This is a genomic window from Variovorax sp. OK212 (assembly GCF_900112425.1).
Taxonomy (GTDB): Bacteria; Pseudomonadota; Gammaproteobacteria; order Burkholderiales; family Burkholderiaceae_C; genus Variovorax.
The window spans coordinates 1,153,718-1,177,675 of the sequence record NZ_FOLP01000001.1 but is presented as its reverse complement, the minus strand read 5'-3'; the positions used below and the strand labels follow the sequence as shown (position 1 = coordinate 1,177,675).

Here is a 23,958-nt window from a genome sequence, read left to right as displayed (position 1 = left end):
CGCGCCGTGCCGGGCATGGGGGCAGCCATGAACGACTTCATCGTCGGGCCGCTGCCGCTGTGGGCGGAGATCATCACCGCGGTGTTCGCCGTGCTGGGCGCGGCCTTCGCGGCCATCGGCTCCTTCGGGCTGGTGCGCCTGCCCACCTTTTTCCGCCGCATCCATGCGCCCACGCTGGGCGCGACGGTGGGCGTGTGGTGCATGACGGTGGCCACCACCGTCTACTTCTCGGTGCAGGGCTTCAGCCTGTTCCTGCACGCGGTGCTGATCGTGCTGTTCATCGCGCTCACCGCGCCGATCACCACCATCTTCCTGATGCGCGCCGCGCTCTTCCGCGAACGGCAAAAGGGCGGCGACGTGCCGCCCGAGGCGAAGCCGAAGCTGCAGAAGGGCAAGTCCTGACAGCGGCAGCAATCAGAACGCGACTGGACTGAACCGCGCCGCTCAGCTCGGCTGCAGCTGCTGCATTTCCTTGGCGCGCGCCACCTCGACCTCGCGCGGCAGCGTCACCGCGTTCTTCACCGCGAGGATCTCGGCCATGACGCTCACCGCGATCTCCGGCGGCGTCTTGCTGCCGATGTAGATGCCGATCGGCCCGCGCAGCCGCGCAAGCGATGCGTCGGTCTGCTCGAAGTGCTCGATCATGCGGTCGCGCCGCGCGTCGGCGTTGCGGCGCGAGCCGATGGCGCCGACGTAGAAGGCCTCGCTCTGCAGCGCCTCGAGCAACGCAAGGTCGTCGAGCTTGGGGTCGTGCGTGAGCGCCACCACGCAGCTGCGGCGGTCGGGCCTGAATGCGAGCACCGCGTCGTCGGGCATCTCGGTGGTGATGTGCACGCCGGGCAGCGACCATGCGGTGCGGTACTCGGCGCGCGGGTCGCACAGGGTCACGGCGAAACCGCTGAACTTGGCCATGGTCGCGAGGTACTCGGCGAGCTGGCCGGCGCCGATCAGCAGCATGCGGTACTCGGGGCCGAAGGTGTTGGTGAGCTGGGTGTCGTTGACCGTGAGCTCGTCGGGCGCCTTGGCTTCGGCGAGCCGCACCGCGCCGGTGGCAAGCGTCACCGTGCGCTGCATGAGCTTGCCCTGCTCCAGCTGCCCGACCAGCAGGTCGAGCGACGCGGCATCGGGCGCGTATTCGAGCAGCAGCTCCAGCGTGCCGCCGCAGGGCAGGCCGAAGCGGTGCGCCTCGTCGGCGGTGATGCCGTACTTCACCAGCGCGGGCGGCGCACCCAGCGGCACGTCTTCGCCCTTGCCGTGGGCATGGCTGTAGCGCGCGATCAGGTCGTCCTCGATGCAGCCGCCGGAGACCGAGCCGACCACCGCGCCGTCTTCCGCCAGCGCCATGATCGAGCCCACGGGCCGCGGCGACGAGCCCCAGGTGCGCACCACGGTCGTGAGCAGCGCGCGCTTGCCGGCGCGGCGCCAGTCGCGCAGCGTGCGCAGCACCATGACGTCGAGGTTTTCCATGATGGCGCGGCCCGTTCCCTCAGCTGGCGTCGCCGCCGGTGGCGGCATCGTCCTTCTTGCCGAGGCCCATCTTCTTCATGAGGCCCGACATCATCCCGGCCTTCTCGGCCGGTGCTTCGCCGGCCTCCGCGGCGGGCGCGGGTGGCGGGCCGTAGCGGCTTTGCATCTCGGCTTCGAAGCGCTTGAAGAAGTCGTCGGCGGTCGACTTGGCGGCGCCGTCGATCAGGCGCTGGCCGAGCTGGGCGATCTTGCCGCCGACCTGGGCCTGCACGGTGTAGTCGAGTTCGCAGCCGGCGGGGGGCGATGCGGCCTCGGCCTCGTGCGCGACGGCTGCATCGGTGGACTCGGTGGCCTCCGTGGATGAGGATGCCAGCGGCTTGAGCGTGACGCTCGACGCGCCCTTGGCGAACCCCGCCACGCCGCCCTGCCCCTCGAAGCTCAGCTTGTAGCCGTTGGGCGCCACGATGTCCGACAGCACCACCTTGCCGCTGAACTTGGCCGACACCGGGCCGATCTTCACCGCGAGCGCAACGCTGTAGGTGTTCTCGCCCGTGAGCTCGAACTTGTCGCAGCCCGGGATGCATTTCTTCAGCGTCTCGGGGTCGTTGAGCGCTTCCCAGGCCTGTTGTTGGGTGACGCCGAGCTGGCGGTTTCCGAGCATTTCCATGGTGGGTCCCTTCTTTGTCTTTCCTGGCGCGCTACCTGCCGGACCGCATCAGGGCGGCGAGGCTGGCGGCCAGCTGTTCGAGCGCGCTGAGATTGTGAACCGCGAGCATCGCGTCTGCATGGCGGTGCAGCACGGCGGCCCCACGGGCCAGAGGGGCGTAGCCCTCGAAGCGCAGCAGCGGGTTGAGCCACAGCAGCCGGCGCGAATGGCGCTTGAGCCACAGCAGCTCCTGCTCCAGCTGCGCGGGCTCGCCGGTGTCCAGCCCGTCGCTGATCACCAGCACCAGCGTGCGGCGGCCGGTCAGGCGGCGGGCGTGGGCGCGGCGCAGCTCGCCCAGCGAACTGCCCAGGCGCGTGCCGCCCGCGAAATCGTCGATGGCCAGGCTGGCCGCGCCGAGCATGGCGTCGGTGTCGGCCAGCCGGAAAGCGGGCGTGAGATCGCTCAGGCCGGTGCCGAAGGCGAACACGTCGCGCCGGCCCGCGCGCCGCGTGGACGCGTGCAGAAAGGCCAGCAGCAGGCGCGCATAGCGCTCCATGGAACCCGACACGTCGACCAGCACCAGCAGCGGCAGCGGCTGTTCGCGCCGGGCCAGCCGGGGCAGCCGCAGGATCTCGCCGCCCGTGCGCGCCGCCTCGTGCAGCACACCGGGCCAGTGCATGCGCGCGTGCTGGCGGCCGGCGTCGCCGGCCACGCGCAGGCGGCGCGACGGCAGCTCGGGAATGGGCAGGCGGATGTCGCGCGCGAGCCGCTCCACAAGCCGGTACTCGGCCGCGCCCAGCGCGTTGAAGTCGGCATGCTGCAGCCGCTGGCGGTCGCTCGACGTCATGGCCGCGTCGAACTCGATCTCGCGGTCGGGCTTGGCCGGCGCGGCCGGCTTGCTGGGGCTGCGCGGCGCGGTCAGGGCCTCGCGCACGCGCGGGCGGCGTTTCGAGGGTTCGGCCTTGCCTTCGGCGCTCGGCAGCATCTGCGCGAGCAGCTTGTTGGCCAGCTCCGGGTCCCGGAACCAGGCGTCGAACAGCTCGCGGAACACCATGCGGTCCTGTTCGCGGCTGACCATCACCGACTCCATGGCGGCGCTCAGGTCGAGCTTGTCGGCCACGCCCACCAGCATCGCGGCCTCGGCGGCCAGCGCGATGCGCATGGCGTCGGTGCGCACCCCGGCGCGGCGCAAGGCGCGGCCGAAGGCGGCGATGTTGCCGGCGAGCTTGCCGCTGCGGACATCGCCGAGTTGCGGGATGCCGGCCACGCGGGTCTTGTCGGTCATTCGCGCACGCGGCGCGCTCAGCGCGCGGCCGGCTCCTCGGGCCGGAGCAGGTCGGACGCGAGTTCGCGCGTGAGCGCCGCCACGTCGTCGCGCTGCTTGAAGAGAATGCCGGCGGTGTCCACCACCACCTCGGGGTCGAGCTCGACCGTGTCGAGCGCAATCAGCGCCCTGGCCCACTCCACGCTTTCGGCGATGCCGGGCGCGCGCTGGAAGGCGTTGACGAACGGCGCCTCGCGCAGCCGCGCGACAAAGGCCGAGACCTGCGCCGACAGCTTCTCGCCGGCCTCGGGCACGCGGGCGCGCACGATGGCCAGCTCGCGCTCTCGCTCGGGGTAGTCGAGCCAGTGGTACAGGCAGCGGCGCTTGACCGCGTCGTTGAGCTCGCGCGTGCGGTTGCTCGTGAGAATGGTGACGGGCGGCACCACGGCGCGCACCGTGCCCAGCTCGGGAATGCTCACCTGGTACTCGCCCAGGTACTCGAGCAGGAAGGCTTCGAAGGGCTCGTCGGCGCGGTCGACCTCGTCGATCAGCAGCACCGCGCCGGGCAGCGGCGTCTGCAGCGCCTGCAGCAGCGGCCGGCGAATGAGGTAGTGCGGCTGGTAGACCTCGGCCTCCACGTCGCGTGCGGCGCCCGAGGCTTCGGCCGCGCGCATGTGCAGCAGCTGCGCGGCGTAGTTCCACTCGTAGAGCGCCTCGCGCTGCTCCAGCCCGTCGTAGCACTGCAGGCGCAGCAGCTCGCGGCTCAGCGCGCTCGACAGCGCCTTCGCCAGCTCGGTCTTGCCGACGCCGGGCTCGCCTTCGAGCAGCAGCGGGCGCTGCAGCTTGAGCGCGAGGAACACGGCCGTGGCCAGGCGCCGGTCGGCAAAGTAGCCGGCCTGCACCAGGCCTTCGGAAAGCGAATCGATGGTCGGAAAGATCATGGCGAAGCGTAGCGGAAGACCCTTGGAAGACGCGAGGAAGCCGCGTCTTCCGGCCCGTGCTCGGCAAGCCCCGCGCGGCTCAGCCCAGCGCCTTGGTCACCGCGCGCTGGGTCAGCACGCTGATCAGGTTCGCGCGGTAGGCCGCCGAGGCGTGCAGGTCGCTGTTCAGGTCGCTCGCGTCGATCTTCACGCCGGCCGCGGCGGCGGCGGTGAAGCTCTTGCCCAGCGCGTCCTCGAGGCCCGCATGGCGGAACACGCCATTGCCCGCGCCGGTGATCGCCACGCGCACGCCGCTGTCGTACTGCGCGAGGAACACGCCGACCAGCGGGAAGTGCGAGGCCTTCTGGCGCAGCTTTTCATAGACGGCGCGCTTCGGAATCGGGAAGCGGATCGCGGTGATCAGCTCGTCTTCTTCGAGTGCCGTGGTGAACAGGCCCAGGAAGAAATCGTCGGCCGCAATTTCGCGCTTCGTCGTGACCACGGTCGCGCCCGTGCCCAGCACCGCGCTCGGGTAGCACGCCGCGGGGTCGTTGTTGGCCACCGAGCCGCCGATGGTGCCCATGGCACGCACCTGCCGGTCGCCGATGCGCGAGGCCAGGTCGGCCAGCGCCGGGAAGGCGGCCTTCACGTCGGCGTTGTTCGCCACGTCGAGGTGGCGCGACATGGCGCCGACGGTGATGGCGTCGCCGCTCTTGGTGATGCCGGTGAGTTCCTTGATGCCGCCCAGGTCCACGAGTTGTTCGGGGGCCGAGAGCCGCAGCTTCATCGAGGCCAGCAGGGTCTGGCCGCCCGCCAGCGGCTTGGCGCCCGCTGCAACGAGCCTGGTCGCGTCGGCCACGGAAGCGGGCCGTTCGAGTGTGAAGGCGTACATGGTGTGTGGTTCCTTCTTTGTTGTTCAGGGTGCCGGACGGCCTTGGGTGCTGGCGGCGAGCGCGGGCTGCTGCGCCATCGCGTCTTTCGCGGCGCTGCCGCTGCCCTTCTGCATCGCTTCCCAGACGCGGCTGGACGATGCGGGCATGTCGAAGTCCTTCACGCCCAGCGGCGCCAGCGCGTCGAGCACGGCGTTGATCACGGCCGGCGGCGAGCCGATGGCCCCCGCCTCGCCGCAGCCCTTGGTGCCCAGCGGGTTGTGCGTGCAGGGGGTGCACACGGTGTCGAGCTTGAACTGCGGGAACTCGGCGGCGCGCGGCATGGCGTAGTCCATGAAGCTGCCGGTGAGCAGCTGGCCGGTCTCGTTGTCGTACACGCAGTTCTCCAGCAGCGCCTGGCCGATGCCCTGCACCAGCCCGCCGTGCACCTGGCCCTCGACGATCATCGGGTTGATGATGGTGCCGAAGTCGTCCACCGCGGTGAAGCGGTCCACGCGCACCTCGGCGGTCTGCTTGTCGATCTCGACCTCGCAGATGTAGGTGCCGCCCGGGAAGGTGAAGTTGGTCGGGTCGTAGAAGGCGGTTTCGTTCAGGCCCGGCTCGAGCTTGTCGAGCGGGTAGTTGTGCGGCACGTAGGCCGTGAGCGCCACCTGGCCGAACGGGATCTTCTTGTCGGTGCCCTTGACCGTGAACTCGCCGTTGGCGAACTCGATGTCGGCGTCGCTCGCCTCCATCAGGTGCGCGGCGATCTTCTTGGCCTTGGTCTCGATCTTGTCGAGCGCCTTCATGATGGCCGCGCCGCCCACCGAGATGGAGCGCGAGCCGTAGGTGCCCATGCCGAAGGGCACGCGGCCGGTGTCGCCGTGCACCACGTCGACGTTGTCCACCGGAATGCCCAGCCGCGCCGCCACCACCTGCGCGAAGGTGGTCTCGTGGCCCTGCCCGTGGCTGTGCGAGCCGGTGAACACCGTCACGCTGCCGGTGGGGTGCACGCGGATCTCGCCGCACTCGAACAGGCCCGCCCGCGCGCCCAGCGCACCGGCGATGTTCGACGGCGCAATGCCGCAGGCCTCGATGTAGCTCGAGTAGCCGATGCCGCGCAGCTTGCCCGCGGCTTCGCTCTGCGCCTTGCGCGCCGGGAAGCCGTCGACCTCGGCCAGCACGCGGGCCTTGTCCATGCAGGCATGGAAGTCGCCCGTGTCGTACTGCAGCGCCACCGGCGTCTGGTACGGGAAGGTGGTGATGAAGTTGCGTTTGCGGATCTCGTCCTGCCCCTGGTTCATTTCCCAGGCGCAGCGCGACACCAGCCGCTCCAGCAGGTAGGTGGCCTCGGGCCGGCCCGCGCCGCGGTAGGCATCGACCGGCGCGGTGTTGGTGAACCAGGCGTCGACCTCGACGTAGATCTGCGGCGTCGTGTACTGGCCCGCCAGCAGCGTGGCGTAAAGGATCGTCGGCACCGCGGTCGAGAAGGTCGACAGGTAGGCGCCCAGGTTCGCGTCGGTGTGCACGCGCATGGCGAGGAACTTGCCCTGGCCGTCCATCGCCATCTCGGCGTGGCTCACGTGGTCGCGGCCGTGGGCGTCCGACAGGAAGCACTCGGAGCGCTCGGCCGTCCACTTGATGTTGCGGTTGAGCTGCTTGGCGGCCCAAGTCAGGCACACGTCCTCGGCATACAGGAAGATCTTGGAGCCGAAGCCGCCGCCCACGTCGGGCGCGATCACCCGCACCTTGTGCTCGGGCAGGCCCAGCACGAAGGCCGTCATGAGCAGGCGCTCGACGTGCGGGTTCTGGTTGGACACGTACAGCGTGTAGTCGTCGGTGCCCCGGCTGTAGCTGCCGATGGCCACGCGGGGCTCGATGGGGTTCGGAATGAGCCGGTTGTTGACCAGGTCGAGCCGGGTCACGTGCGCGGCATTGGCAAAGGCCGCATCGACCGCCGCCTTGTCGCCCAGCGCCCACTTGTAGCACTGGTTGTCGGGCGCCTCGTCGTGCAGCGTGACGCCGCTGGCCTTCTTCGCGGCATCGGCCACGCTCACGAGCGCGGGGTGCACGTCATAGTCGACCACCACCGCCTCGGCCGCGTTCTTCGCCTGCTCGACCGTCTCGGCCACCACCATGGCCACGTGGTCGCCCACGTAGCGCACCTTGTGGATCGCCAGGATCGGGTGCATCGGCTCCTTCATGGGGGTGCCGTCGGGGTTGTTGATGAGCCAGCCGCAGGGCAGCCCGCCCATCTTGCCCTCGATGTCCTTGCCGCTGAAGATGCCGACCACGCCGGGCATCTTCATGGCCTCGGCGATGTCGACCGACTTGACGGTGGCATGGGCGTGCGGCGAGCGCACGAAGACCGCATGGCTCTGGTTGGCCAGCGTGATGTCGTCGGTGTAGTTGCCCGCGCCGGTCAGGAAGCGATAGTCCTCCTTGCGCCGCAGCGCCTCGCCGATGTGGGGCAGGTTCGAGAAGTCGGAAGCACCCATGATGTCGCTCCCTTCACGCGGTGACGGTGGTCTTGACGGGCGTGCCCGAGGCCATGGCCTCGCCGCCCATCTTCACGGCTTTCACGATGTTCTGGTAACCCGTGCAGCGGCACAGGTTGCCGTCGAGCAGTTCGCGGATTTCCGACTCGCTCGACCTGGGGTGGTGGGTGCACAGGTCGATCGCGCTCATGACCATGCCCGGGGTGCAGAAGCCGCATTGCAGGCCGTGGCATTCCTTGAAGGCCGCCTGCATCGGGTGCATGGTGCCGTCGGCCTCGGCGATGCCCTCGATGGTGGTGATGTCCGCGCCGGCCGCCTGCGCGACCAGGATGTTGCAGGACTTGACCGCCCTGCCGTTCACATGGACGGTGCAGGCGCCGCACTGCGCGGTGTCGCAGCCGACGTGCGTGCCGGTGAGGTGGAGGTGCTCCCGGATGGCTTGGACGAGGAAGGTGTTGGGAGGAGCGTCGACCGTGACCTGGCGGCCGTTGACCTTGAAAGCGACCTGCATTTGGCTGTCTCCGTGAAAGGTGATGGCTGGTTCAGCGAAGCATCTTGGATGCCGGCCTCTCGCACTATCCTAGGCAAAAACCCTTGACACTTGCACAGACCGCGCGAAATTCTCAAAATGAAACAGCTTGCCGCCCGGCGAGCCGGGAAATGCCGCCCCGCCCGCGAAAACACACGATGACCGCCACTCTCGTCTCGCCATCCCCAGAGGGTTCCCTCGCCCGTTCCCTGGCCATTTCCCAGGCCCGCCGCGCGCTCATCGAAGGCGAACCCCAAGGCGCGCGCCCGCATGCATGCATCGACTCCTGGATCGCCCGTTCCTGGCAGCGCTGCATCGAGGCCGGGCAGCAGCCGCGGCAGCGGGTCCATTTCGACCCGGTGAGCCGCTCGGGCAGCCGCGACGTGGCCGAGCGCAACCGGGCGCTGGTCGCGGCGGCGCGCCCGGTCATCGACCGCCTGTCGCGCGCCATCGCCGACACCCGCTACTTCGCCATCCTCACCGACGCCGAGGGCATCGTGGTCGACGTGGGCAACCTCCCCGCCGGCACCGACGCCGCCAGCCGCTGCGCGCGCGACATCGGGCGCATCGGCGTCGACCTGTCGGAGCGCGCCATCGGCACCAGCGCCATCGGTACCGCGCTGGCCGAGCAGGAGTCGGTGTGGCTGCATCGGGGCGAGCATTTCTTCGACGACACCAGCGTCTACAGCTGCGCAGGCGCCCCGCTGTTCGGCCCGCGGGGCGACTGCATCGGCATGCTCGACCTGACCGGCGTGCAGACGGTGGAGCGGCCCGAGCTGCGCCACCTGACCACCCTGTCCGCCCGCAGCATCGAGAACATGCTGGTGATGCGCGAACCCTGCGAGCTGCTGCTGCACCTGGCCTGGCCCGGCTGCGCGGCCAGCGAGGCCACCGAGGGCCTGCTGTGCATCGACGCCGAAGGCCGCGTCACCGGCGCCAACGCGGCGGCGCGGCAGATGCTGCACCAGCCGCTCGCGCGCAGCGAGCACGCCCTGCTGTTCAACGACCTCTTCGCCCTGCCGCTGCACATGATGTTCGATGCGGCCCGCCGCGGCGACCCGGTGCTCGAGGTGCCGCTGTGGTCGGGCCTGCGGGTGCAGGTGCGGCCCCACCGCAACGGCGCCGACATCCCGCCGGGCGCGCCGGCGGCCGAGGCGCAGCCGCGGCTGCGCGACGTGGAGACGGCGCTGATCCGCAAGGCGGTGGCCGATGCGCGCGGCAACGTGGCCGAGGCGGCCCGTGCATTGGGAATCAGCCGAGCGACCGTCTACCGCAAGCTGTGGCGCGGCCGCACGAGCGGCGCGCCGGACTGAGGGCTTTCATTCGGCTTTCGCCCGGCCGCTTCGGCCTTCCTTCTTCTTCTTTCTTTTTTCTTCTTGCTTCAGGCACCGACCGGCACCTTGTCCAGGAAGCCCGTGACCGTGCGCAGCTTGCCCGCGTCGAGCTGCACGAAGTCCGTTCCCTGGATCAGGTCTTGCGCGCCGCTCGGGCCCAGCGTCCACGAAAAGCGCAGGTGGTCGCCATGCGCATCCGCCTTGCCCAGCAGGTTGAAGCGGAAGCCCGGAAAGCGCTGGTGCACGGCGCCGACCAGTGCGTTGATCTGCGCATGACCGCTGGCCTGCGCCATCGGGTCGACGTAATGGGCGTTGGCGGCCCACCCCGCTTCGATCAGCGCGGCGCGGCGCGCGGCGTCGGTTTCGTTCCACACGGCGATGTAGCCCTGGGCGATCGCGGTGGCGTCGTGTGCGGCGGTGTTCATGGTGACGATTCCTTTCGAGGGGTTCGACCCGCAACATCGCGGGGTGAAGGAATGGTCGCGCCGCACGCGAGGCGCGTCCATGACGTGGCAGGTTATGCGGCGCCTTATGCGGCCGTGTCCATCGTCGCGTTCGCATCGAGCGGGAACACCGGCCGGCGCACCTTGCCGAAGGGGAACAGGCCGTAGTCCGAACTCGTCACGCCGGGGCTGTCGCACTCCACCAGCGCGGACGACAGCGGCCCGAACACCGGCCGGCAGTACATGCGCGACTTCAGCAGCAGGAAGCGCTCGGTGCGCGGGTCGAGCCCCGCGCACGCGAACACGCCGATGTCCCACGGCTCCTGCGTGCGCTCGGTCACCACGATGCGCGCGGCGCCGATGTCGAACAGCACCGTGCGGCCCATGCTGCTGCGCTGGCCGGTGTAGGTGGGGCCGGTGATGACGTAGTCGCCGTCGCTGATGACGCGCACCGTGCCGGTCAGGCGCACCGGCGTCTTCGACAGGCCGATGCCCGCGAGCGACACCTTGTTGCCCAGCGCCACCGTCACCTCGGCGCCCTCGCCCGCCGCGATGAGTTCGGCCACCGCCTCGGGGTCGCACAGCGGGCCCACGCCGATGCCGTGCAGGCCCTGCGCAAGCGCCTCCTGCAGCACGTCCATGGTGTCGCAGCTGCCGCCCGACATGCAGTTGTCGCCGTGGTCGAGCAACAGCACCGGGCGCGCCGCGCCGTGGGCGATGAGCTTGGCGCGCGCGATCGATTCGGCCAGCGGTTCGCTGCGGTAGATGAAGGCCTCGCGCTCGGCCCACATCTGCGCGGCGATGCGGTCGGCCGTGGCCTGCGCGCGCTCGGGCGACTGCGCATCGACCGCGATCACGCTCATGCACGGCGCCGCGATGTCCGACAGCGAGAAGCCCGCCAGGATCGACACCGCGAGCGACTCCGACTTCTCCGCCGCCTGCGCCGCCTCGATGGCGCGCTGCATCGCGCCGGTGAACGACGCGCTGCGCAACGTGTGCGCCATCAGGGGCAACTGGCGCCAGCGCATGTGCGGCTGGCTGCGCCCGGCCAGCAGGTCGAACATCAGACGCCCGGCATGGTCGCCGGTTTCGTACATGTCGATGTGCGGGTAGGTCTTGAAGCCGACGATCACGTCCGCGTTCTCCACCATCTCGGGTGTCACGTTGGCGTGCAGGTCGAGCGCCACGCCAATGGGCACGCCCGGCGCGGCGGCGCGCAGGCGCACCAGCAGGTCGCCCTCGCCGTCAGCGCTGTTCTGCGCGACCATGGCGCCGTGCAGGTCGAGCAGGATGGCGTCGCAGCCCGGCGCGGCATCGACGATGCACTGCGTGAGCGTGGTGTAGGCCTGCGCATCGACCGGCCCGCTCGGGTTGGCCGAGGCCGACACCGGCGTCACCACCGTGGCGCCCGCCGCCTCGGCCAGGTCGATGAAGGCGGACATCGCGGTGCGCATGCCCTTGTTGTCGGTGTAGGCCTGCTCGCCGAAGGTCGGGCCGTCGGGCCCGAAGGCCGCGAGCGGCGTGGGCACGGGCGAGAAGGTGTTGGTCTCGTGGTTGAGGCGCGCGATCAGCACTTTCATGCGGCGACCTCCTCGACCACGACCGCGCTCTGCAGCATCGCCTGCAGCAGCACGTTGCACCCGGCTTCCAGGTGGTCGGGCTGCGCGTCCTCGATCTCGTTGTGGCTGATGCCGTCCAGGCAGGGCACGAAGATCATGGCCGCGGGGCACACGCGCGCGAGGTACACCGCGTCGTGGCCCGCGCCGCTGATCACGTTCATCCAGGTCATGCCCTGCGCCTGCGCGGCGTCGCGCACGGCGGACACCAGTCCGGGCGTGAAGGGCTGCGGCGGGAAGTACACCACCTGCTCCACCGTCGCCTCGACCTTGCCCTTGGTGGCGATGCGCTGCACCGCTTCGCGCATGGCGGCGTCCAGCGCCGACAGCACCACGTCGTCGGCCGCGCGCAGGTCGACGCTGAGCTTCACGCGGCCCGGAATCACGTTGCGGGAATTGGGATAGTTGTCGATCCAGCCGACCGTGCCGCGCGCATGCGGCGCGTGGGCCAGCGCGATGCGGTTCACCTCGATCACCAGTTCGGCGGCTGCCAGCAGCGCGTCCTTGCGCAGCTCCATCGGCGTGGGGCCGGCGTGCGCCTCCATGCCCTGCAGCACCACGTCGTACCAGCGCTGGCCGAGCGCGCCTTCGACCACGCCAATCACGCGCTCGTTGGCTTCCAGCACCGGGCCTTGCTCGATGTGCGCTTCGAAGTACGCGCCCACGGGCGAAGCCGTTGCCGACGGCGCCACGCTGCCCGCATAGCCGATGGCCGCGAGCGCGTCGGACACGCTCACGCCTTCGGTGTCGCGCTGCGCCAGCGCGTGCTCCAGCGTGAAGGCGCCGGCGAACACGCCCGAGCCCATCATCACGGGCACGAAGCGCGAGCCCTCTTCGTTGGTCCACACCGCCACCTCGATCGGCGCCTCGGTCTGCACCTTGGCGTCGTTCAGGCTGCGGATCACCTCGAGGCCGGCCAGCACGCCGTAGTTGCCGTCGAACTTGCCGCCGGTGGGCTGCGTGTCGATGTGGCTGCCGGTGGTGACGGGCGGCAGCGCGTTGTTGCGACCGGCACGGCGCGCGAAGATGTTGCCGATGGCGTCCACGCGGACCTCGCAACCCGCCTCGCGCACCCAGCGCGTGAACAGGTCGCGGCCCTGGCGGTCGAGCTCGGTCAGTGCGATGCGGCAGACGCCGCCTTTTTCAGTGGCGCCCAGCTGCGCCAGTTCCATCAGCGAGGCCCAGAGGCGCTGGCCGTCGATGCGGAGTTCGGTGTGTGATGTCATGGTGGTGCGGAAAGAAAGAGGGGTTGGCGGGCGCCTCAGGCGAGGCCCACGCCCAGGTAGCGGTCCTTGACCTGGTGGTCGGCCACGAAGTCGGCATTGGCGGCCTCGTGCACGATCACGCCCTGCTCCACGATGTAGTGGCGGTCGGCCAGCTGCACGCAGACCTCGAGGTTCTGCTCGACCAGCAGAATGGCCACGCCGGCCGCCTTGATGGTCTTGAGCTGCGCGACGATCTCTTCGACGATCACCGGCGCCAGGCCTTCGACCGGCTCGTCGAGGATCAACAGGCGCGGATGGTTCATGAGCGCGCGGCCGATGGCCAGCATCTGCTGCTCGCCGCCCGAGAGCTGACCGCCGCCGTTGCGCCGGCGCTCCTTCAGGCGCGGGAAGACGCGGTAGATGTCATCGAGCTGCCAGGGCGACTCGCGCCGCTGGCCGAGCAGCAGGTTCTCTTCCACCGACAGCAGCTTGAAGACGCCGCGGTGCTCGGGCACCAGGCACACGCCGCGCTGCGCGATGCGGTGCGGCGGCTGGCCCGCGACGTCGGCGCCCTGGAAGCGCACGCGCCCGCCGGTCGGCAGCACGGCGCCGGCAATGCTCTTGAGCGTGGTCGACTTGCCCGCGCCGTTGCGCCCCAGCAGCGTGACCAGCTCGGCCTCGCCCACGCGCATCGACACGCCCTGCAGCACGTGGCTCTTGCCGTAGTGCGCGTGCAGGCCTTCCACTTCGAGGATGTGGCCGGTGCTCATGCTTTTCCTCCGGTGATCATGTTGCCCAGGTAGGCGGTGCGCACGCGCGCGTCGGCGCGGATGTCGCCCGGCAAGCCCTCGGCCAGCACGCGGCCGAGCTGCATCACGGTCACGGTGTCGGAGATGTCCATCACGATGTTCATGTTGTGCTCGATCAGCACCACGGTGTGCGCGTCGCGCAGGCCGCGGATCAGCTGCTTCATGTCGTCGAGGTCGTCGATGCCCATGCCCGAGGTCGGCTCGTCCAGGAAGATCGCCTTGGGCCTGGCGGCCAGCGCCATGCCCACCTCGAGGCGGCGCTGCTGGCCGTGCGACAGCACGCTGGCCGGCGTGTCGGCCAGCCGCTCCAGGCCGACGCGCGCGAGCACCTCGGCCACCGTCTCGGCGCAGGCACGCTCGCCCACCGGCGCGCGCCAGCAGTTCATGGCCTGGCGCGGTGCAACGCCCTGCGCCGCCACGCGCAGGTTCTCGCGCACCGACAGGCTCGCGAACAGGCTCGTGACCTGGAAGGAGCGCGCCATGCCGCGCTGCACGCGCTGGTGGTCGGGCTCGCGCGTCACGTCGTGGCCGTCGAACACGATGCGCCCGCCCGTGGTGGTGCCGGTGCCCGTGAGCATGTGGAACAGCGTGGTCTTGCCCGCGCCGTTCGGCCCGATCACCGAGTGCACGGTGTTGCGCTTGATCTTCAGGTCGACGCCGCCCAGCGCGGCGAACTTGCCGTAGTGCTTGGTGACGCCGACGGCTTCGATGAGAACGTCGCTCATGCTTTTTCTCCTTGCGCGGCGCTTGCGGCGGAGGCCGCCTTGGGGTCGGGCACGGCCTTGCGGAACACGCGGCGCCATGCGCTTTCGCCCAGGCCCCAGAGCCCGCGCTGCATGCCGATGCTCACGCCGATCAGCAGCAGGCCCAGCAGCAACAGCCAGCGCGGCCACAGCGTGGAGAGCCAGTCGGCCAGCAGCACGTAGAAGGCCGAGCCCAGCACCGACGCGAACAGGTTGCCGGTGCCGCCGATCACGGTGATGACCAAAATCATTTCGCTCGTGTGGTACTCGGCGTTCGACAGCGGCGCGATGCCGGTCATCATGGCGTGCAGGCCGCCCGCCAGGCCGGTGACGGCGCCGGAGATCACGAAGGCCAGCAGCTTGAAGCGCTTGAGGTCGTAGCCCACGGCGGCGGCGCGGTCCTCGTTGTCGCGGATGGCCAGCAGCGTGCGGCCGAAGACCGAGTCGGTCACGCGCAGCAGCAGCGCGAACGCAAGGAGGAACATCACCGCCACGAAGGCGTAGTACTTCCACGGCGTGTCCATGAAGGCCGGGCGCGGCACGTCGAGCAGCCCGTTGTCGCCGCCCGTGAGGCCCGAGGCGGTGTACGCCACGAAATAGAACATCTGCGCGAAGGCCAAGGTGAGCATCACGAAGTAGGTGCCGCGCTGGCGAATGGCCACCCAGCCGACCACCGCCGCGCCCAGCGCGCCCATGCCGATGGCCGCGAGCAGGGCCACCGGCATCGGCAGCTGCAGCCGCGTGAGCAGGATCGCGATGGTGTAGCTGCCCAGCCCGAAGAAGATGCCCTGGCCGAACGACAGCAGCCCGGTGTAGCCCAGCAGCAGGTTGCAGCCGACGGCGGCCAGCGCGTAGATGAGCACCTCGCTCGCGAGCGAACCCGAGCGCAGCACCAGCGGCAGGCCCAGCGCGACGATCAGCGCCAGGAGGAAGGAATATTTTCTTGGCATGGCGTGGTCCTCATCCTCTGCGGCCGAGCAGGCCATGCGGGCGCAGCAGCAGCACGGCTGCCATGGCGACGTAGATCATCAGGCTCGCACCCGGCGGCCAGATGGTGCTCATGAGGCTCTGCACGATGCCGATCAGCAGGCCGCCGACCAGCGCCCCGCCGAAGCTGCCGAGCCCGCCGATCACCACCACCACGAAGGCCACGCTGAGCGCCTCGACGCCCATGAACGGCTCGGCCCCGCGAATGGGCGCGGCCAGCACGCCGGCCAGCGCCGCGGTGGCCGCGCCCAGCGCGAACACCAGGCTGAACACGCGGAACACGTTGATGCCCAGCAGCGACACCATCTCTGTCGATTCGCTGCCCGCGCGCACCGCGCTGCCCAGGCGCGTGCCTTCGAGCACCCACCACAGCAGCACCGCGAGCACGGCGGTGAAGCCGATCACGAAGAGCCGGTACTTCGGGTAGATGAAGCTGCCCCACATCACCACGCCCTGCAGCAGGTCGGGCGTGGGCACGCTGTTGCCCAGCGGGCCCCAGAACACGATCACGATCTCCTGCACCGCCAGCGCCAGGCCCACGGTGACGAGGATGTGGAATTCGTGCGCCTTGGCGTACACGCGGCGCAGCAGCAGCTTCTCGGCCAGCCAGCCCAGCGCGCCCACGGCGAGCGGCACCACCACCAGCGCGGCCCAGAAGTTCAGGCCCCACTGCATGGCCTGGTAGCACAGGTAGGCGCCCAGCAGGTAGAAGGCGCCGTGCGCGAAGTTCACGAAGCGCAGCAGGCCGAAGACGATGGACAGGCCGACGGCCAGCAGGAAATACAGCATGCCGATGCCGATTCCGTTGATGGTCTGGAGCAGGTAGACGGTCATAGGGATGGGTAGTGGTGGCGCGGTGGCGCGGCCCGCCTCCCTTTGCAGCCAACCTGCAAGGGATCCGGAGGCCGCACGCAGTGGGCAAGCCCGGGCGTCAGCCCAATTTGCAGCCGGTCTTGTCCGCGGCGAGGAACGACTTGCCCGAACTCACCACGTCGACGTAGTCGGCCGGGTTCGCCATCTTCGACTTGGCCTTGCCCTTGAGCAGGTAGTAGTCCTTGATGACCTGGTGGTCGGCCTTGCGGATTTCCTCGGTGCCGGTGAGGCCGTCGAACTTCATGCCCTCGAGCGCGGCGATCACGGCCTTGGGGTCGACCGTGCCGGCCTTCACGATGCCGTCGATCAGGATCTTGGTGCAGATGTACGAACCCGCGAGGCTGTAGTTGGGCACGATCTTCAGCTTGTCGGCCGTGCGCTTCACCAGGTCCTTGTTGAGCGTGGTGTCGGCCGTGTGCCAGTACTGCGCACCGAAGTAGACGCCGTCGCACAGGTCGGCGCCGAGCTCGTCGAACTGCTCCAGGCCCGAAGCCCAGGCCATGAGGATCGTCATGTTCTTGTGCATGCCGAAGCTCACCGCCTGGCGCAGCGCGGCGGACGACTGCGCGCCGAAGTTCAGCAGCAGCAGCACGTCGGGCTTGGCGGCCATGGCGTTGGTGAGGTAGCCGCTGAATTCCTTTTCATTGAGCGAGTGGTAGCTGTTGCCCACGTGCTCGATGCCCTTCTCCTGGAAGATGTTCTTGGCCGCGCTCAAGAGGCCCTCGCCGAACACGTACTGCGGCGTGATGGTGTACCAGCGCTTGGCCTTGGGCATGGAGGCGATCAGCGGACGCACGGTCTGCTCGATGGCACCGAAGGTGGGCACCGACCAGCGGAAGGTGGCGGGGTTGCAGTCCTTGCCGGTGATCTCGTCGGCGCCCGCAGTGGTGATGAACAGGCCGCCGGCCTTCTCGGCTTCCTTGCCCATGGCCAGCGCTTCCGACGACAGGATGCCGCCCGCGAAGAACTTGGCGCCCTGCTGCTGCGAGGCTTCCTGCACCTTGCGCACCGCGGTGGCGGGCTTGCCCTCGGTGTCGAGCACCGTGTAGGCCAGCGGGCGCTTCAGCACGCTGCCGTACTGCTCGATGGCCAGCTTCATGCCCAGGTCGGCGAACTTGCCGTTGGCCGCGAAGGCACCCGACATCGGCACCGGGCAGCCGAACTGGATCGTCTGCGCCGACTGCGCGAAAGCGCCGCGGCCCGTGAGCAGCGAGGCGGGGGCAGCCGACAGGGCGGCCAGCTGAAGAAGGTGTCTGCGTTGCATGGAGTTCTCCGGTCGAGATGGGGATGAGGGTGGGGGTGGGACGGAACGTGGGGGAAAGAAGGAAAACGGGGTGCCAGCGATCGCGGGCAAATTTAAGCGGATAAATAGGATTAATATGCTGGTAAAAACCCGCAAGCAAGGCTTGTGCCCACCACCCGACCGGAGCCCTCGATGCCGCCGTTTAAGATCGCCCGCTGTTGCGCATCCCGCGCATCTCCCGATGGGCATGGAGCGTTTCAATGAGAGTGGGACAGAACCGTCCTAAACGGCAAAAGCTCTCGGACGTCATCGTCGAAGACGTCAAGCGCTGGATCGTGGCGGAGCGCAAGCAGCCCGGCGACCGGCTGCCGAACGAGAAGGAACTGATCGAGCTTTTCGGCTATTCGAAGAGCACCGTGCGCGAGGCGCTGAAGGCCCTGGAAGTGCGCGGCCTCGTGTCGATCCGCACCGGCCCCGGCGGCGGCGCGTACCTGCAACAGGTGTCGGTGGACCATGCGTCGGAGCCGCTGCGCAACTTCCTGCACTTTCACCACCTCGACGGGCACCACATCTACCAGCTGCGCAAGGCGCTGGAGCCTGAACTGGCCGTGAGCGTGGTGGGCAAGCTGACGCCGGAGCAGTTCGGCAAGCTCGAAGAAAACATCCGCCTGTGCACCGTCGAGCCGACCAACGAGGACGAACTGCGCACCCAGCGCGAGGCCGAGCTGGCCTTCCACACGATGCTGGCAGAAAGCTGCCCCAATCCGGTGCTGTCCTTCATGTGCCGCTTTCTCAACGACCTGCTGCGCGACCTCGTGGTCTACAAGAAGGCGCTCGACCATCACCACTTCGGCGAGACCAACGTCGACTACCACACGCAGTTGCTGGCCGCCTACCGCAAGGAAGACGCCGACGAGGTGCGCCGGCTGATGGCCGAGCACATGGTCGATGCCGAGCACCACATGCACGAGATGGAAGCGCACATCGGGGCGAAGCACCTGCTGCTGCCGAGCGGGCAGCGCTGAGCCGCCTTCCCGGCTTCGCTCTCTTTCTTCTCTACTTTCTTCTTTACTTGTGCAGGCGCTGGTGCGCCTGCGCCAGGCACGCCTGGAACGCCAGCACCGCGCGTGACGGCTTCGGCGAGCGGCGCAGCAGGCTCACGAAGCGGCACGCATAGTTGAAGCGCGCCGGCAGCACCGGCTGCATGAGCCCGCGCTGCTCGAAGACCTGCGCGTAGTGATCAGGCAGGAAGCCGAGGAAACGCCCCGACAAGATCAACGTGGCGATGGCTTCCTGGTCGAAGCCGGTCGCCTTGCGCGAGAGCTTCGCGCGGTGGCTCAGCTCCATGTTGGGCGAGTGGTAGCCCAGCCCCGCGAAATGGTGCTCGCGCAGCTTGGCCCAGGTGAGCTTTGCGTGGCCGGCGCCGAACAGCGGATGCCCCGCGCCGCAGTACAGCAGCATGGTCTCGTCGAACAGGTCGGCGTACACCAGGCTCTTGGAGCTGCGGTGCGCCGGGATGATGCCGATCTGGAAGTTGCCCTCCAGCACGCCCTGCTCGATCGCGTTGATCGACCCCACGTGCAGCGCCAGGCTCACCTCGGGCGCGATCTCGGTGAAGCGCGCAATGGCTTCGCCGATGCGCGCCTGCGGGTTGGTGGCGGTCTTGTCGAACACCGCCACCTCGAGCTGCCCGCCCATGCGGTTGTGGATGTCGTCGATGCTGCCGCGAAAGGCGTCGACCGAGGCCAGCAGGCGCAGCGTCTCGTCGTACACGCGCTGGCCCTCGGCCGTGAGCGCGAAGCCCGCGCGCCCGCGCCGGCACAGCACCAGGCCGAGCCGCGTCTCCAGGTCCTTCACGTGGCGGCTCACGGTGGAGGTGCCGATGTTCAGCTCGAGCTCGGCGGCCGCCATGCCGCCGCAGTCGACCACGCTCTTGAACACCTTGAGCAGGCGCAGGTCCATGTCGCTGAGCTGCCCCAGAACGGCGCGGTTGCGGGTGCCGGCGGCACCGTTTTGGGCTTTCTCTTTTACTTGCATGAATTGTCAAGTGAACATTGATATTGCGCCATTCTCCACACTGAAGGCTGTGCGAACAATCGGCACACCTCATCACCCCTCCGGAGCCCGCCCTTGCGGGAATCGCCATGACCCTTGCCACCCCCGCCCTCGAACCCACGCCCGCCGTCCGCACCGACGCCGCCTGGCTCGACGCGCACTGGATGCCCTACACCGGCAACCGCAACTTCAAGGCCGATCCGCGGATCATCGTGGAGGCCAAGGGCGCCTACTTCACCGACGCCGACGGCCGCAAGATCTTCGACGGCCTGTCCGGCCTGTGGTGCTCGGGCCTGGGCCACGGCCGCCCCGAGATCACCGAGGCGGTGAGCCGCCAGATCGCCAAGCTCGACTACTCGCCCGCCTTCCAGTTCGGCCACCCCGCCTCGTTCGAGCTGGCCAACAAGATCAAGGAACTCACGCCCGCGGGCCTGGACTACGTGTTCTTCACCGGCTCGGGCTCCGAAGCCGCCGACACCTCGCTGAAGATGGCGCGCGCCTACTGGCGCACCAAGGGCCTGTCGAGCAAGACCCGCCTGATCGGCCGCGAGAAGGGCTACCACGGCGTGAACTACGGCGGCATCTCGGTGGGCGGCATCGCGGCCAACCGCAAGCTCTTCGGCCAGGGCATCGAAGCCGACCACCTGCCGCACACGCAACTGGCCTCGAACGCCTTCACGCGCGGCATGGCCGACAACGGCGCCGAGCTGGCCGACCGCCTGCTCGACCTGATCGCGCTGCACGACGCGTCGAACATCGCGGCCGTCATCGTGGAGCCCTTCGCGGGCTCGGCCGGCGTGGTGATCCCGCCCAAGGGCTACCTGAAGCGCCTGCGCGACATCTGCACGGCCCACAACATCCTGCTGATCTTCGACGAGGTCATCACCGGTTTCGGCCGCTGCGGCGCGTTCACCGGCGCGGAAGCCTTCGGCGTGACGCCCGACATCATGAACATCGCCAAGCAGGTCACCAACGGCGCACAGCCGCTGGGCGCCGTGGTCGCCAGCAAGGAGATCTACGACACCTTCATGGCCGCCGGCGGTCCCGACTACATGCTCGAGTTCCCGCACGGCTACACCTACGGCGCGCACCCGGTGGCCTGCGCCGCCGGCATCGCCGCGCTCGACGTGCTGCAGAAGGAAGACATGATCGGCCGCGTGCAGACGCTGGCGCCGCACTTCGAGAACGCCGTGCACAGCCTGAAGGGCAGCAAGCACGTGAACGACATCCGCAACTACGGCCTGGCCGCGGGCCTCACGATCGCCGCGCTGCCGGGCGAGCCGGCACGCCGCCCGTACGAGATCGCGATGAACTGCTGGAAGAAGGGCTTCTACGTGCGCTACGGCGGCGACACCATCCAGCTCGCGCCGCCCTTCATCGCGGAAAAGGCGGAGATCGACCGCATGGTGAACGCGCTGGCCGACGCGCTCGCAGAAACGGCCTGACCCGCGACGGACCGCGGCCTCATCGGAGGTCGGGTCCTACAGGCGGCACGCCGGCCGCCTTCCAATAATCGGCGGGATGACGGCACTGCGCAGCGACATTCCCGCCCGCCTCGACCGCCTGCCATGGTCCCGCTGGCACTGGCGCGTGGTGATCGCACTGGGCGTGGCCTGGGTGCTCGACGGCCTCGAGGTCACGCTGGTGGGCTCGATCGGCGCGGTGCTCGAGCGGCCCGACACGCTCGGGCTCACGGCCGGCGAGATCGGCCTGTCGGGCTCGGTGTACGTGGCCGGCGCGGTGCTCGGCGCCCTGCTCTTCGGGCGGCTCACCGACCGGCTCGGCCGCAAGAAGCTGTTCCTGATCACGCTGGTGGTCTACACCATCGGCACGCTGGCCACGGCGTTCTCCCCCAACTTCGCCTTCTTCGCGCTGTGCCGCCTCGTCACGGGGCTGGGCATCGGCGGCGAGTACGCGGCCATCAACTCGGCCATCGACGAACTCATTCCGGCGCGCGTGCGCGGGCGCGTCAACCTGGCCATCAACGGCAGCTTCTGGATCGGCGCGGCGCTGGGCGCGGCGCTCAGCCTGGTGCTGCTCGACGCGCGCGTGATCGGCCCGGTGTGGGGCTGGCGCGCCGGCTTCGCGCTGGGCGCGGTGCTGGCGGTGGCCATCTTGCTGGTGCGGCGCGACGTGCCCGAGAGCCCGCGCTGGCTCATCGCGCACGGCCGCGCCGATGAAGCCAAGCGCATCGTCGACCAGATCGAAGCCGAGATCGAGGCGCAGCACGGCCCGCTGCCCGCGCCGCAGGGCCATGTGAACTACACGGCCGCGCGCGCCCACAGCCCGTCGATGCGCGAAGTGGCGCGCGTGCTGCTGCAACGCTACCGGCAGCGCAGCGTGGTCGCGCTGGCGCTGATGGTGTCGCAGGCCTTCTTCTACAACGCCATCTTCTTCACCTACGCGCTGGTGCTCACGCGCTTCTATGCCGTGCCCGAGGCCAGCGTGGCGCTCTACATCTTTCCGTTCGCGCTGGGCAACGTGCTGGGGCCGCTGCTGCTGGGCCCGCTGTTCGACAGCGTGGGCCGGCGCAAGATGATCGCGCTGACCTATGTGCTCGCGGGCGTCGGCCTGGCGTTCACGGGCTGGGCCTTCATGATGGGCTGGCTCGACGCGCGCAGCCAGGCGCTGTGCTGGTCGGCGGTGTTCTTCCTGGCCTCGGCGGCGGCCAGTTCGGCCTACCTCACGGTGAGCGAGGTGTTCCCGCTGGAGATGCGCGCGATGGCCATCGCGATCTTCTATGCGGTGGGCATGGGCGCGGGCGGCTTCGCGGCGCCGCTGCTGTTCGGCCTGCTGATCGAGACCGGCAGCCGCGGCGCGGTGATGGTGGGCTACGGCATCGGCGCCGTGCTGGTCATCGTCGCGGGGCTGCTGGCCTTGCGCTATGCGGCCGACGCGGAGCGCAAGCCGCTGGAGGAAGTGGCGCCGCCGCTGTCGTCGGAAGCGGGCGGCGAGCGCTGAGTTCGACCGGGCGCAACCGGGCAGGACTACAGCGCGATCAAAGCGCGACTACTGCGCGACTACAACGCGCAGGTGCGAAAGCCGAAGAAGCCGTCGTCCCGGCCCGGCAGCGCAAAGCCGCGGCGGCGCGGTGAACGCAGCCGCGCCCGCGTCGCGAACGACGCACCGCGCAGCACGCGCGCGCGCCCGAAGCCGGCGGCCGGATCGAAATCGGTTCCCGCGCTCCACGGGTCGGCCCGGTAGCCCGGCCAGGGCTGCAGCGTGCCCGCGGTCCATTCGTGCACGTCGGCCCAGCGGAAACCGCGCCGCGCGGCCGTGTGCGCCGCGATTTCCCATTCGACCTCGGTCGCGATGCGCCGCCCGGCCCAGCGCGCCCAGGCGTCGGCCTCCCACCAGCTCAGGTGCACCGCGCTGTGGTGGCCGGCCGCGCGCACGGTCGCGCCGAAGCGCTGCTGCAGCACCGAGCCGCCCGTGCCATGGCGCCCCACGCCGATCTGCTCGACATGGCGCGGCCCGCGCCGCCCGTCGACCTGCGCGGCCAGCCAGCGCCAGCCGTCGCCGTGCCACAGCTCCTCGCGGTCGTAGCCGCCGTCGTCGACGAACTCGATGTACTGGTTCCAGGTGACGGGCTGCGCGTCGATCTCGAACTCGGGCACTTCCACCCGGTGCGCCGCGCGCTCCTGCGAGAAGGCGAAGCCGTTCTCGGGCATGCCCAGCTCCCAGCGCGTGGCCGGCAGCAGCAGCGGCTCGCGCGTGACGGCGATGGGCGCCTGCTCGACGCCCAGCGGCAGCCCCAGCGTCTGCGCCATCACCACGAACTGCTCGCCGCGCAGGTCTTCGTGGAACAGCGCGAGGCGGTAGAAGTACAGGCCCGCGTCGGTCTCGGCCGCGTGCTCGAGCAGCTCGAGCGTGCTCTCCAGCGTGTCGAGCATGTAGGCCTTGGTCTGCGCCAGGTCGGGCAAGTCCGGAATGCCGCGCAGCGCCTGGGGCAGCTGCACGGTGCCCCACCAGTCGTCGGCGCCGGGCTCGATGGCCGCGAGCCGCGTGGGACGCACCGGGCAGTCGGCACCGAAGGCGCGCTGCGTGTTGCGCCCGATCCACCACTCGGCAAACCAGCCGATGTGCCCGGCCAGCCAGATCGGCGGCACGACGTCCGGCGCCGCGGCCACCGGCATGTGCTCGCCAAGGGCCTGCTCGTAGAGCGACAGCAGGTGAAGGGTGTGGTTGCGCGCATCGATCAGCGCCAGCGAGAGCAGGTCGCGGCCTGCCCGGCAGATGTCGGGGGAGTCGATCGATTGGGACGTCGCCACGGCCGGAGCCGGAGGGGGTCGCGGTGTCTGGGCCATGGGGGATTATGGCCACCCTGCGCCCCCCGGGTACGCCCCGAAAGACACTTTGCATTACGTCGATAGAATTCGTCCCGCCTCACGCACCCGACCCGCTGGCACACAAGGCCAGTGCGTCGGGTGCCGTCGTATATGGGGGCATCCAATACA

At 69.5% G+C, this 23,958-nt stretch carries 22 protein-coding genes; 5 read left to right on the top strand and 17 right to left on the bottom strand.

Translation table 11 applies throughout. The features are described from left to right. Nucleotides 1-27: 27 nt before the first annotated feature. Entirely contained in the window at nucleotides 28-402 is a 375-nt protein-coding gene (gene mnhG / locus BM004_RS05360) for a monovalent cation/H(+) antiporter subunit G (protein ID WP_093124536.1), read from the top strand. 42 nt (nucleotides 403-444) lie between these two features. Here mnhG and BM004_RS05355 read toward each other — a convergent pair whose 3' ends face one another. The 7 genes from BM004_RS05355 to BM004_RS05325 all read right to left on the bottom strand — a co-directional run bounded on the left by BM004_RS05355 (nucleotide 445) and on the right by BM004_RS05325 (nucleotide 8,175). Further along, nucleotides 445-1,467 (bottom strand): XdhC family protein, encoded by a 1,023-nt coding sequence (locus BM004_RS05355; protein ID WP_093211674.1) that lies wholly within the window; start codon nucleotides 1,465-1,467, stop codon nucleotides 445-447. A 19-nt stretch (nucleotides 1,468-1,486) separates the two neighbouring features. Then, entirely contained in the window at nucleotides 1,487-2,134 is a 648-nt protein-coding gene (locus tag BM004_RS05350; protein ID WP_093211672.1) for an SRPBCC family protein, read from the bottom strand. 31 nt (nucleotides 2,135-2,165) lie between these two features. Next, the gene (locus BM004_RS05345; RefSeq protein WP_256219786.1) at nucleotides 2,166-3,398 is read right to left on the bottom strand and encodes a vWA domain-containing protein; all 1,233 of its coding nucleotides are present in this window, start codon (nucleotides 3,396-3,398) and stop codon (nucleotides 2,166-2,168) included. A 17-nt stretch (nucleotides 3,399-3,415) separates the two neighbouring features. Continuing rightward, a complete protein-coding gene (locus BM004_RS05340; protein WP_093211670.1) occupies nucleotides 3,416-4,318 on the bottom strand; it encodes an AAA family ATPase in 903 nt (300 codons plus the stop codon). 79 nt (nucleotides 4,319-4,397) lie between these two features. Then, on the bottom strand, nucleotides 4,398-5,189 hold the full coding sequence (locus tag BM004_RS05335; RefSeq protein WP_093124528.1) for an FAD binding domain-containing protein: 792 nt from the start codon (nucleotides 5,187-5,189) through the stop codon (nucleotides 4,398-4,400). Nucleotides 5,190-5,213: 24 nt separating this feature from the next. Further along, on the bottom strand, nucleotides 5,214-7,664 hold the full coding sequence (locus tag BM004_RS05330) for a xanthine dehydrogenase family protein molybdopterin-binding subunit (protein ID WP_093211668.1): 2,451 nt from the start codon (nucleotides 7,662-7,664) through the stop codon (nucleotides 5,214-5,216). A gap of 13 nt (nucleotides 7,665-7,677) precedes the next feature. Then, nucleotides 7,678-8,175: a (2Fe-2S)-binding protein gene (locus BM004_RS05325; RefSeq protein WP_093124522.1), complete on the bottom strand. Its 498-nt coding sequence runs from the start codon at nucleotides 8,173-8,175 to the stop codon at nucleotides 7,678-7,680. A gap of 176 nt (nucleotides 8,176-8,351) precedes the next feature. Between BM004_RS05325 and BM004_RS05320 the strand changes: the two genes are divergently transcribed. Then, on the top strand, nucleotides 8,352-9,506 hold the full coding sequence (locus BM004_RS05320) for a helix-turn-helix domain-containing protein (RefSeq protein ID WP_093124519.1): 1,155 nt from the start codon (nucleotides 8,352-8,354) through the stop codon (nucleotides 9,504-9,506). 68 nt (nucleotides 9,507-9,574) lie between these two features. Here BM004_RS05320 and BM004_RS05315 read toward each other — a convergent pair whose 3' ends face one another. The 8 genes from BM004_RS05315 to BM004_RS05280 all read right to left on the bottom strand — a co-directional run bounded on the left by BM004_RS05315 (nucleotide 9,575) and on the right by BM004_RS05280 (nucleotide 17,467). Further along, nucleotides 9,575-9,952, bottom strand: coding sequence for a nuclear transport factor 2 family protein (locus BM004_RS05315; protein WP_093124516.1), 378 nt, complete (start codon nucleotides 9,950-9,952; stop codon nucleotides 9,575-9,577). Nucleotides 9,953-10,056: 104 nt separating this feature from the next. Next, nucleotides 10,057-11,550 (bottom strand): M81 family metallopeptidase, encoded by a 1,494-nt coding sequence (locus tag BM004_RS05310; protein WP_093211666.1) that lies wholly within the window; start codon nucleotides 11,548-11,550, stop codon nucleotides 10,057-10,059. After that, nucleotides 11,547-12,812, bottom strand: coding sequence for a Zn-dependent hydrolase (locus BM004_RS05305; RefSeq protein WP_093211664.1), 1,266 nt, complete (start codon nucleotides 12,810-12,812; stop codon nucleotides 11,547-11,549). Before BM004_RS05305 ends, BM004_RS05310 begins: the two co-directional genes overlap by 4 nt. Nucleotides 12,813-12,847: 35 nt before the next feature. Beyond that, nucleotides 12,848-13,561, bottom strand: a complete 714-nt coding sequence (locus tag BM004_RS05300) for an ABC transporter ATP-binding protein (protein ID WP_093211662.1) — start codon at nucleotides 13,559-13,561, stop codon at nucleotides 12,848-12,850. Beyond that, nucleotides 13,558-14,325, bottom strand: coding sequence for an ABC transporter ATP-binding protein (locus tag BM004_RS05295; protein ID WP_093211660.1), 768 nt, complete (start codon nucleotides 14,323-14,325; stop codon nucleotides 13,558-13,560). Before BM004_RS05295 ends, BM004_RS05300 begins: the two co-directional genes overlap by 4 nt. After that, on the bottom strand, nucleotides 14,322-15,293 hold the full coding sequence (locus BM004_RS05290) for a branched-chain amino acid ABC transporter permease (RefSeq protein WP_093212035.1): 972 nt from the start codon (nucleotides 15,291-15,293) through the stop codon (nucleotides 14,322-14,324). Before BM004_RS05290 ends, BM004_RS05295 begins: the two co-directional genes overlap by 4 nt. A 10-nt stretch (nucleotides 15,294-15,303) precedes the next feature. Further along, nucleotides 15,304-16,164: a branched-chain amino acid ABC transporter permease gene (locus BM004_RS05285; protein WP_093124505.1), complete on the bottom strand. Its 861-nt coding sequence runs from the start codon at nucleotides 16,162-16,164 to the stop codon at nucleotides 15,304-15,306. A 97-nt stretch (nucleotides 16,165-16,261) separates the two neighbouring features. Continuing rightward, nucleotides 16,262-17,467, bottom strand: a complete 1,206-nt coding sequence (locus BM004_RS05280) for an ABC transporter substrate-binding protein (RefSeq protein ID WP_093211657.1) — start codon at nucleotides 17,465-17,467, stop codon at nucleotides 16,262-16,264. A gap of 239 nt (nucleotides 17,468-17,706) precedes the next feature. On the opposite strand from BM004_RS05280, the gene BM004_RS05275 reads away from it, so the two are divergent. After that, complete coding sequence (locus tag BM004_RS05275; protein WP_093124500.1) at nucleotides 17,707-18,471, top strand: FadR/GntR family transcriptional regulator; 765 nt, start codon at nucleotides 17,707-17,709, stop codon at nucleotides 18,469-18,471. Between the two features lie 43 nt (nucleotides 18,472-18,514). Here BM004_RS05275 and BM004_RS05270 read toward each other — a convergent pair whose 3' ends face one another. Beyond that, the gene (locus BM004_RS05270; RefSeq protein WP_093211655.1) at nucleotides 18,515-19,483 is read right to left on the bottom strand and encodes a LysR family transcriptional regulator; all 969 of its coding nucleotides are present in this window, start codon (nucleotides 19,481-19,483) and stop codon (nucleotides 18,515-18,517) included. Between the two features lie 107 nt (nucleotides 19,484-19,590). On the opposite strand from BM004_RS05270, the gene BM004_RS05265 reads away from it, so the two are divergent. After that, on the top strand, nucleotides 19,591-20,946 hold the full coding sequence (locus BM004_RS05265; protein WP_093124495.1) for an omega-aminotransferase AptA: 1,356 nt from the start codon (nucleotides 19,591-19,593) through the stop codon (nucleotides 20,944-20,946). A gap of 76 nt (nucleotides 20,947-21,022) precedes the next feature. Then, nucleotides 21,023-22,462 carry an MFS transporter gene (locus tag BM004_RS05260; protein ID WP_093124492.1) on the top strand — a complete coding sequence of 480 codons (1,440 nt, stop codon included), beginning with the start codon at nucleotides 21,023-21,025 and terminating at the stop codon, nucleotides 22,460-22,462. Nucleotides 22,463-22,521: 59 nt separating this feature from the next. Here BM004_RS05260 and BM004_RS05255 read toward each other — a convergent pair whose 3' ends face one another. Continuing rightward, entirely contained in the window at nucleotides 22,522-23,808 is a 1,287-nt protein-coding gene (locus BM004_RS05255; protein ID WP_093124489.1) for an SUMF1/EgtB/PvdO family nonheme iron enzyme, read from the bottom strand. Nucleotides 23,809-23,958: the final 150 nt, after the last annotated feature.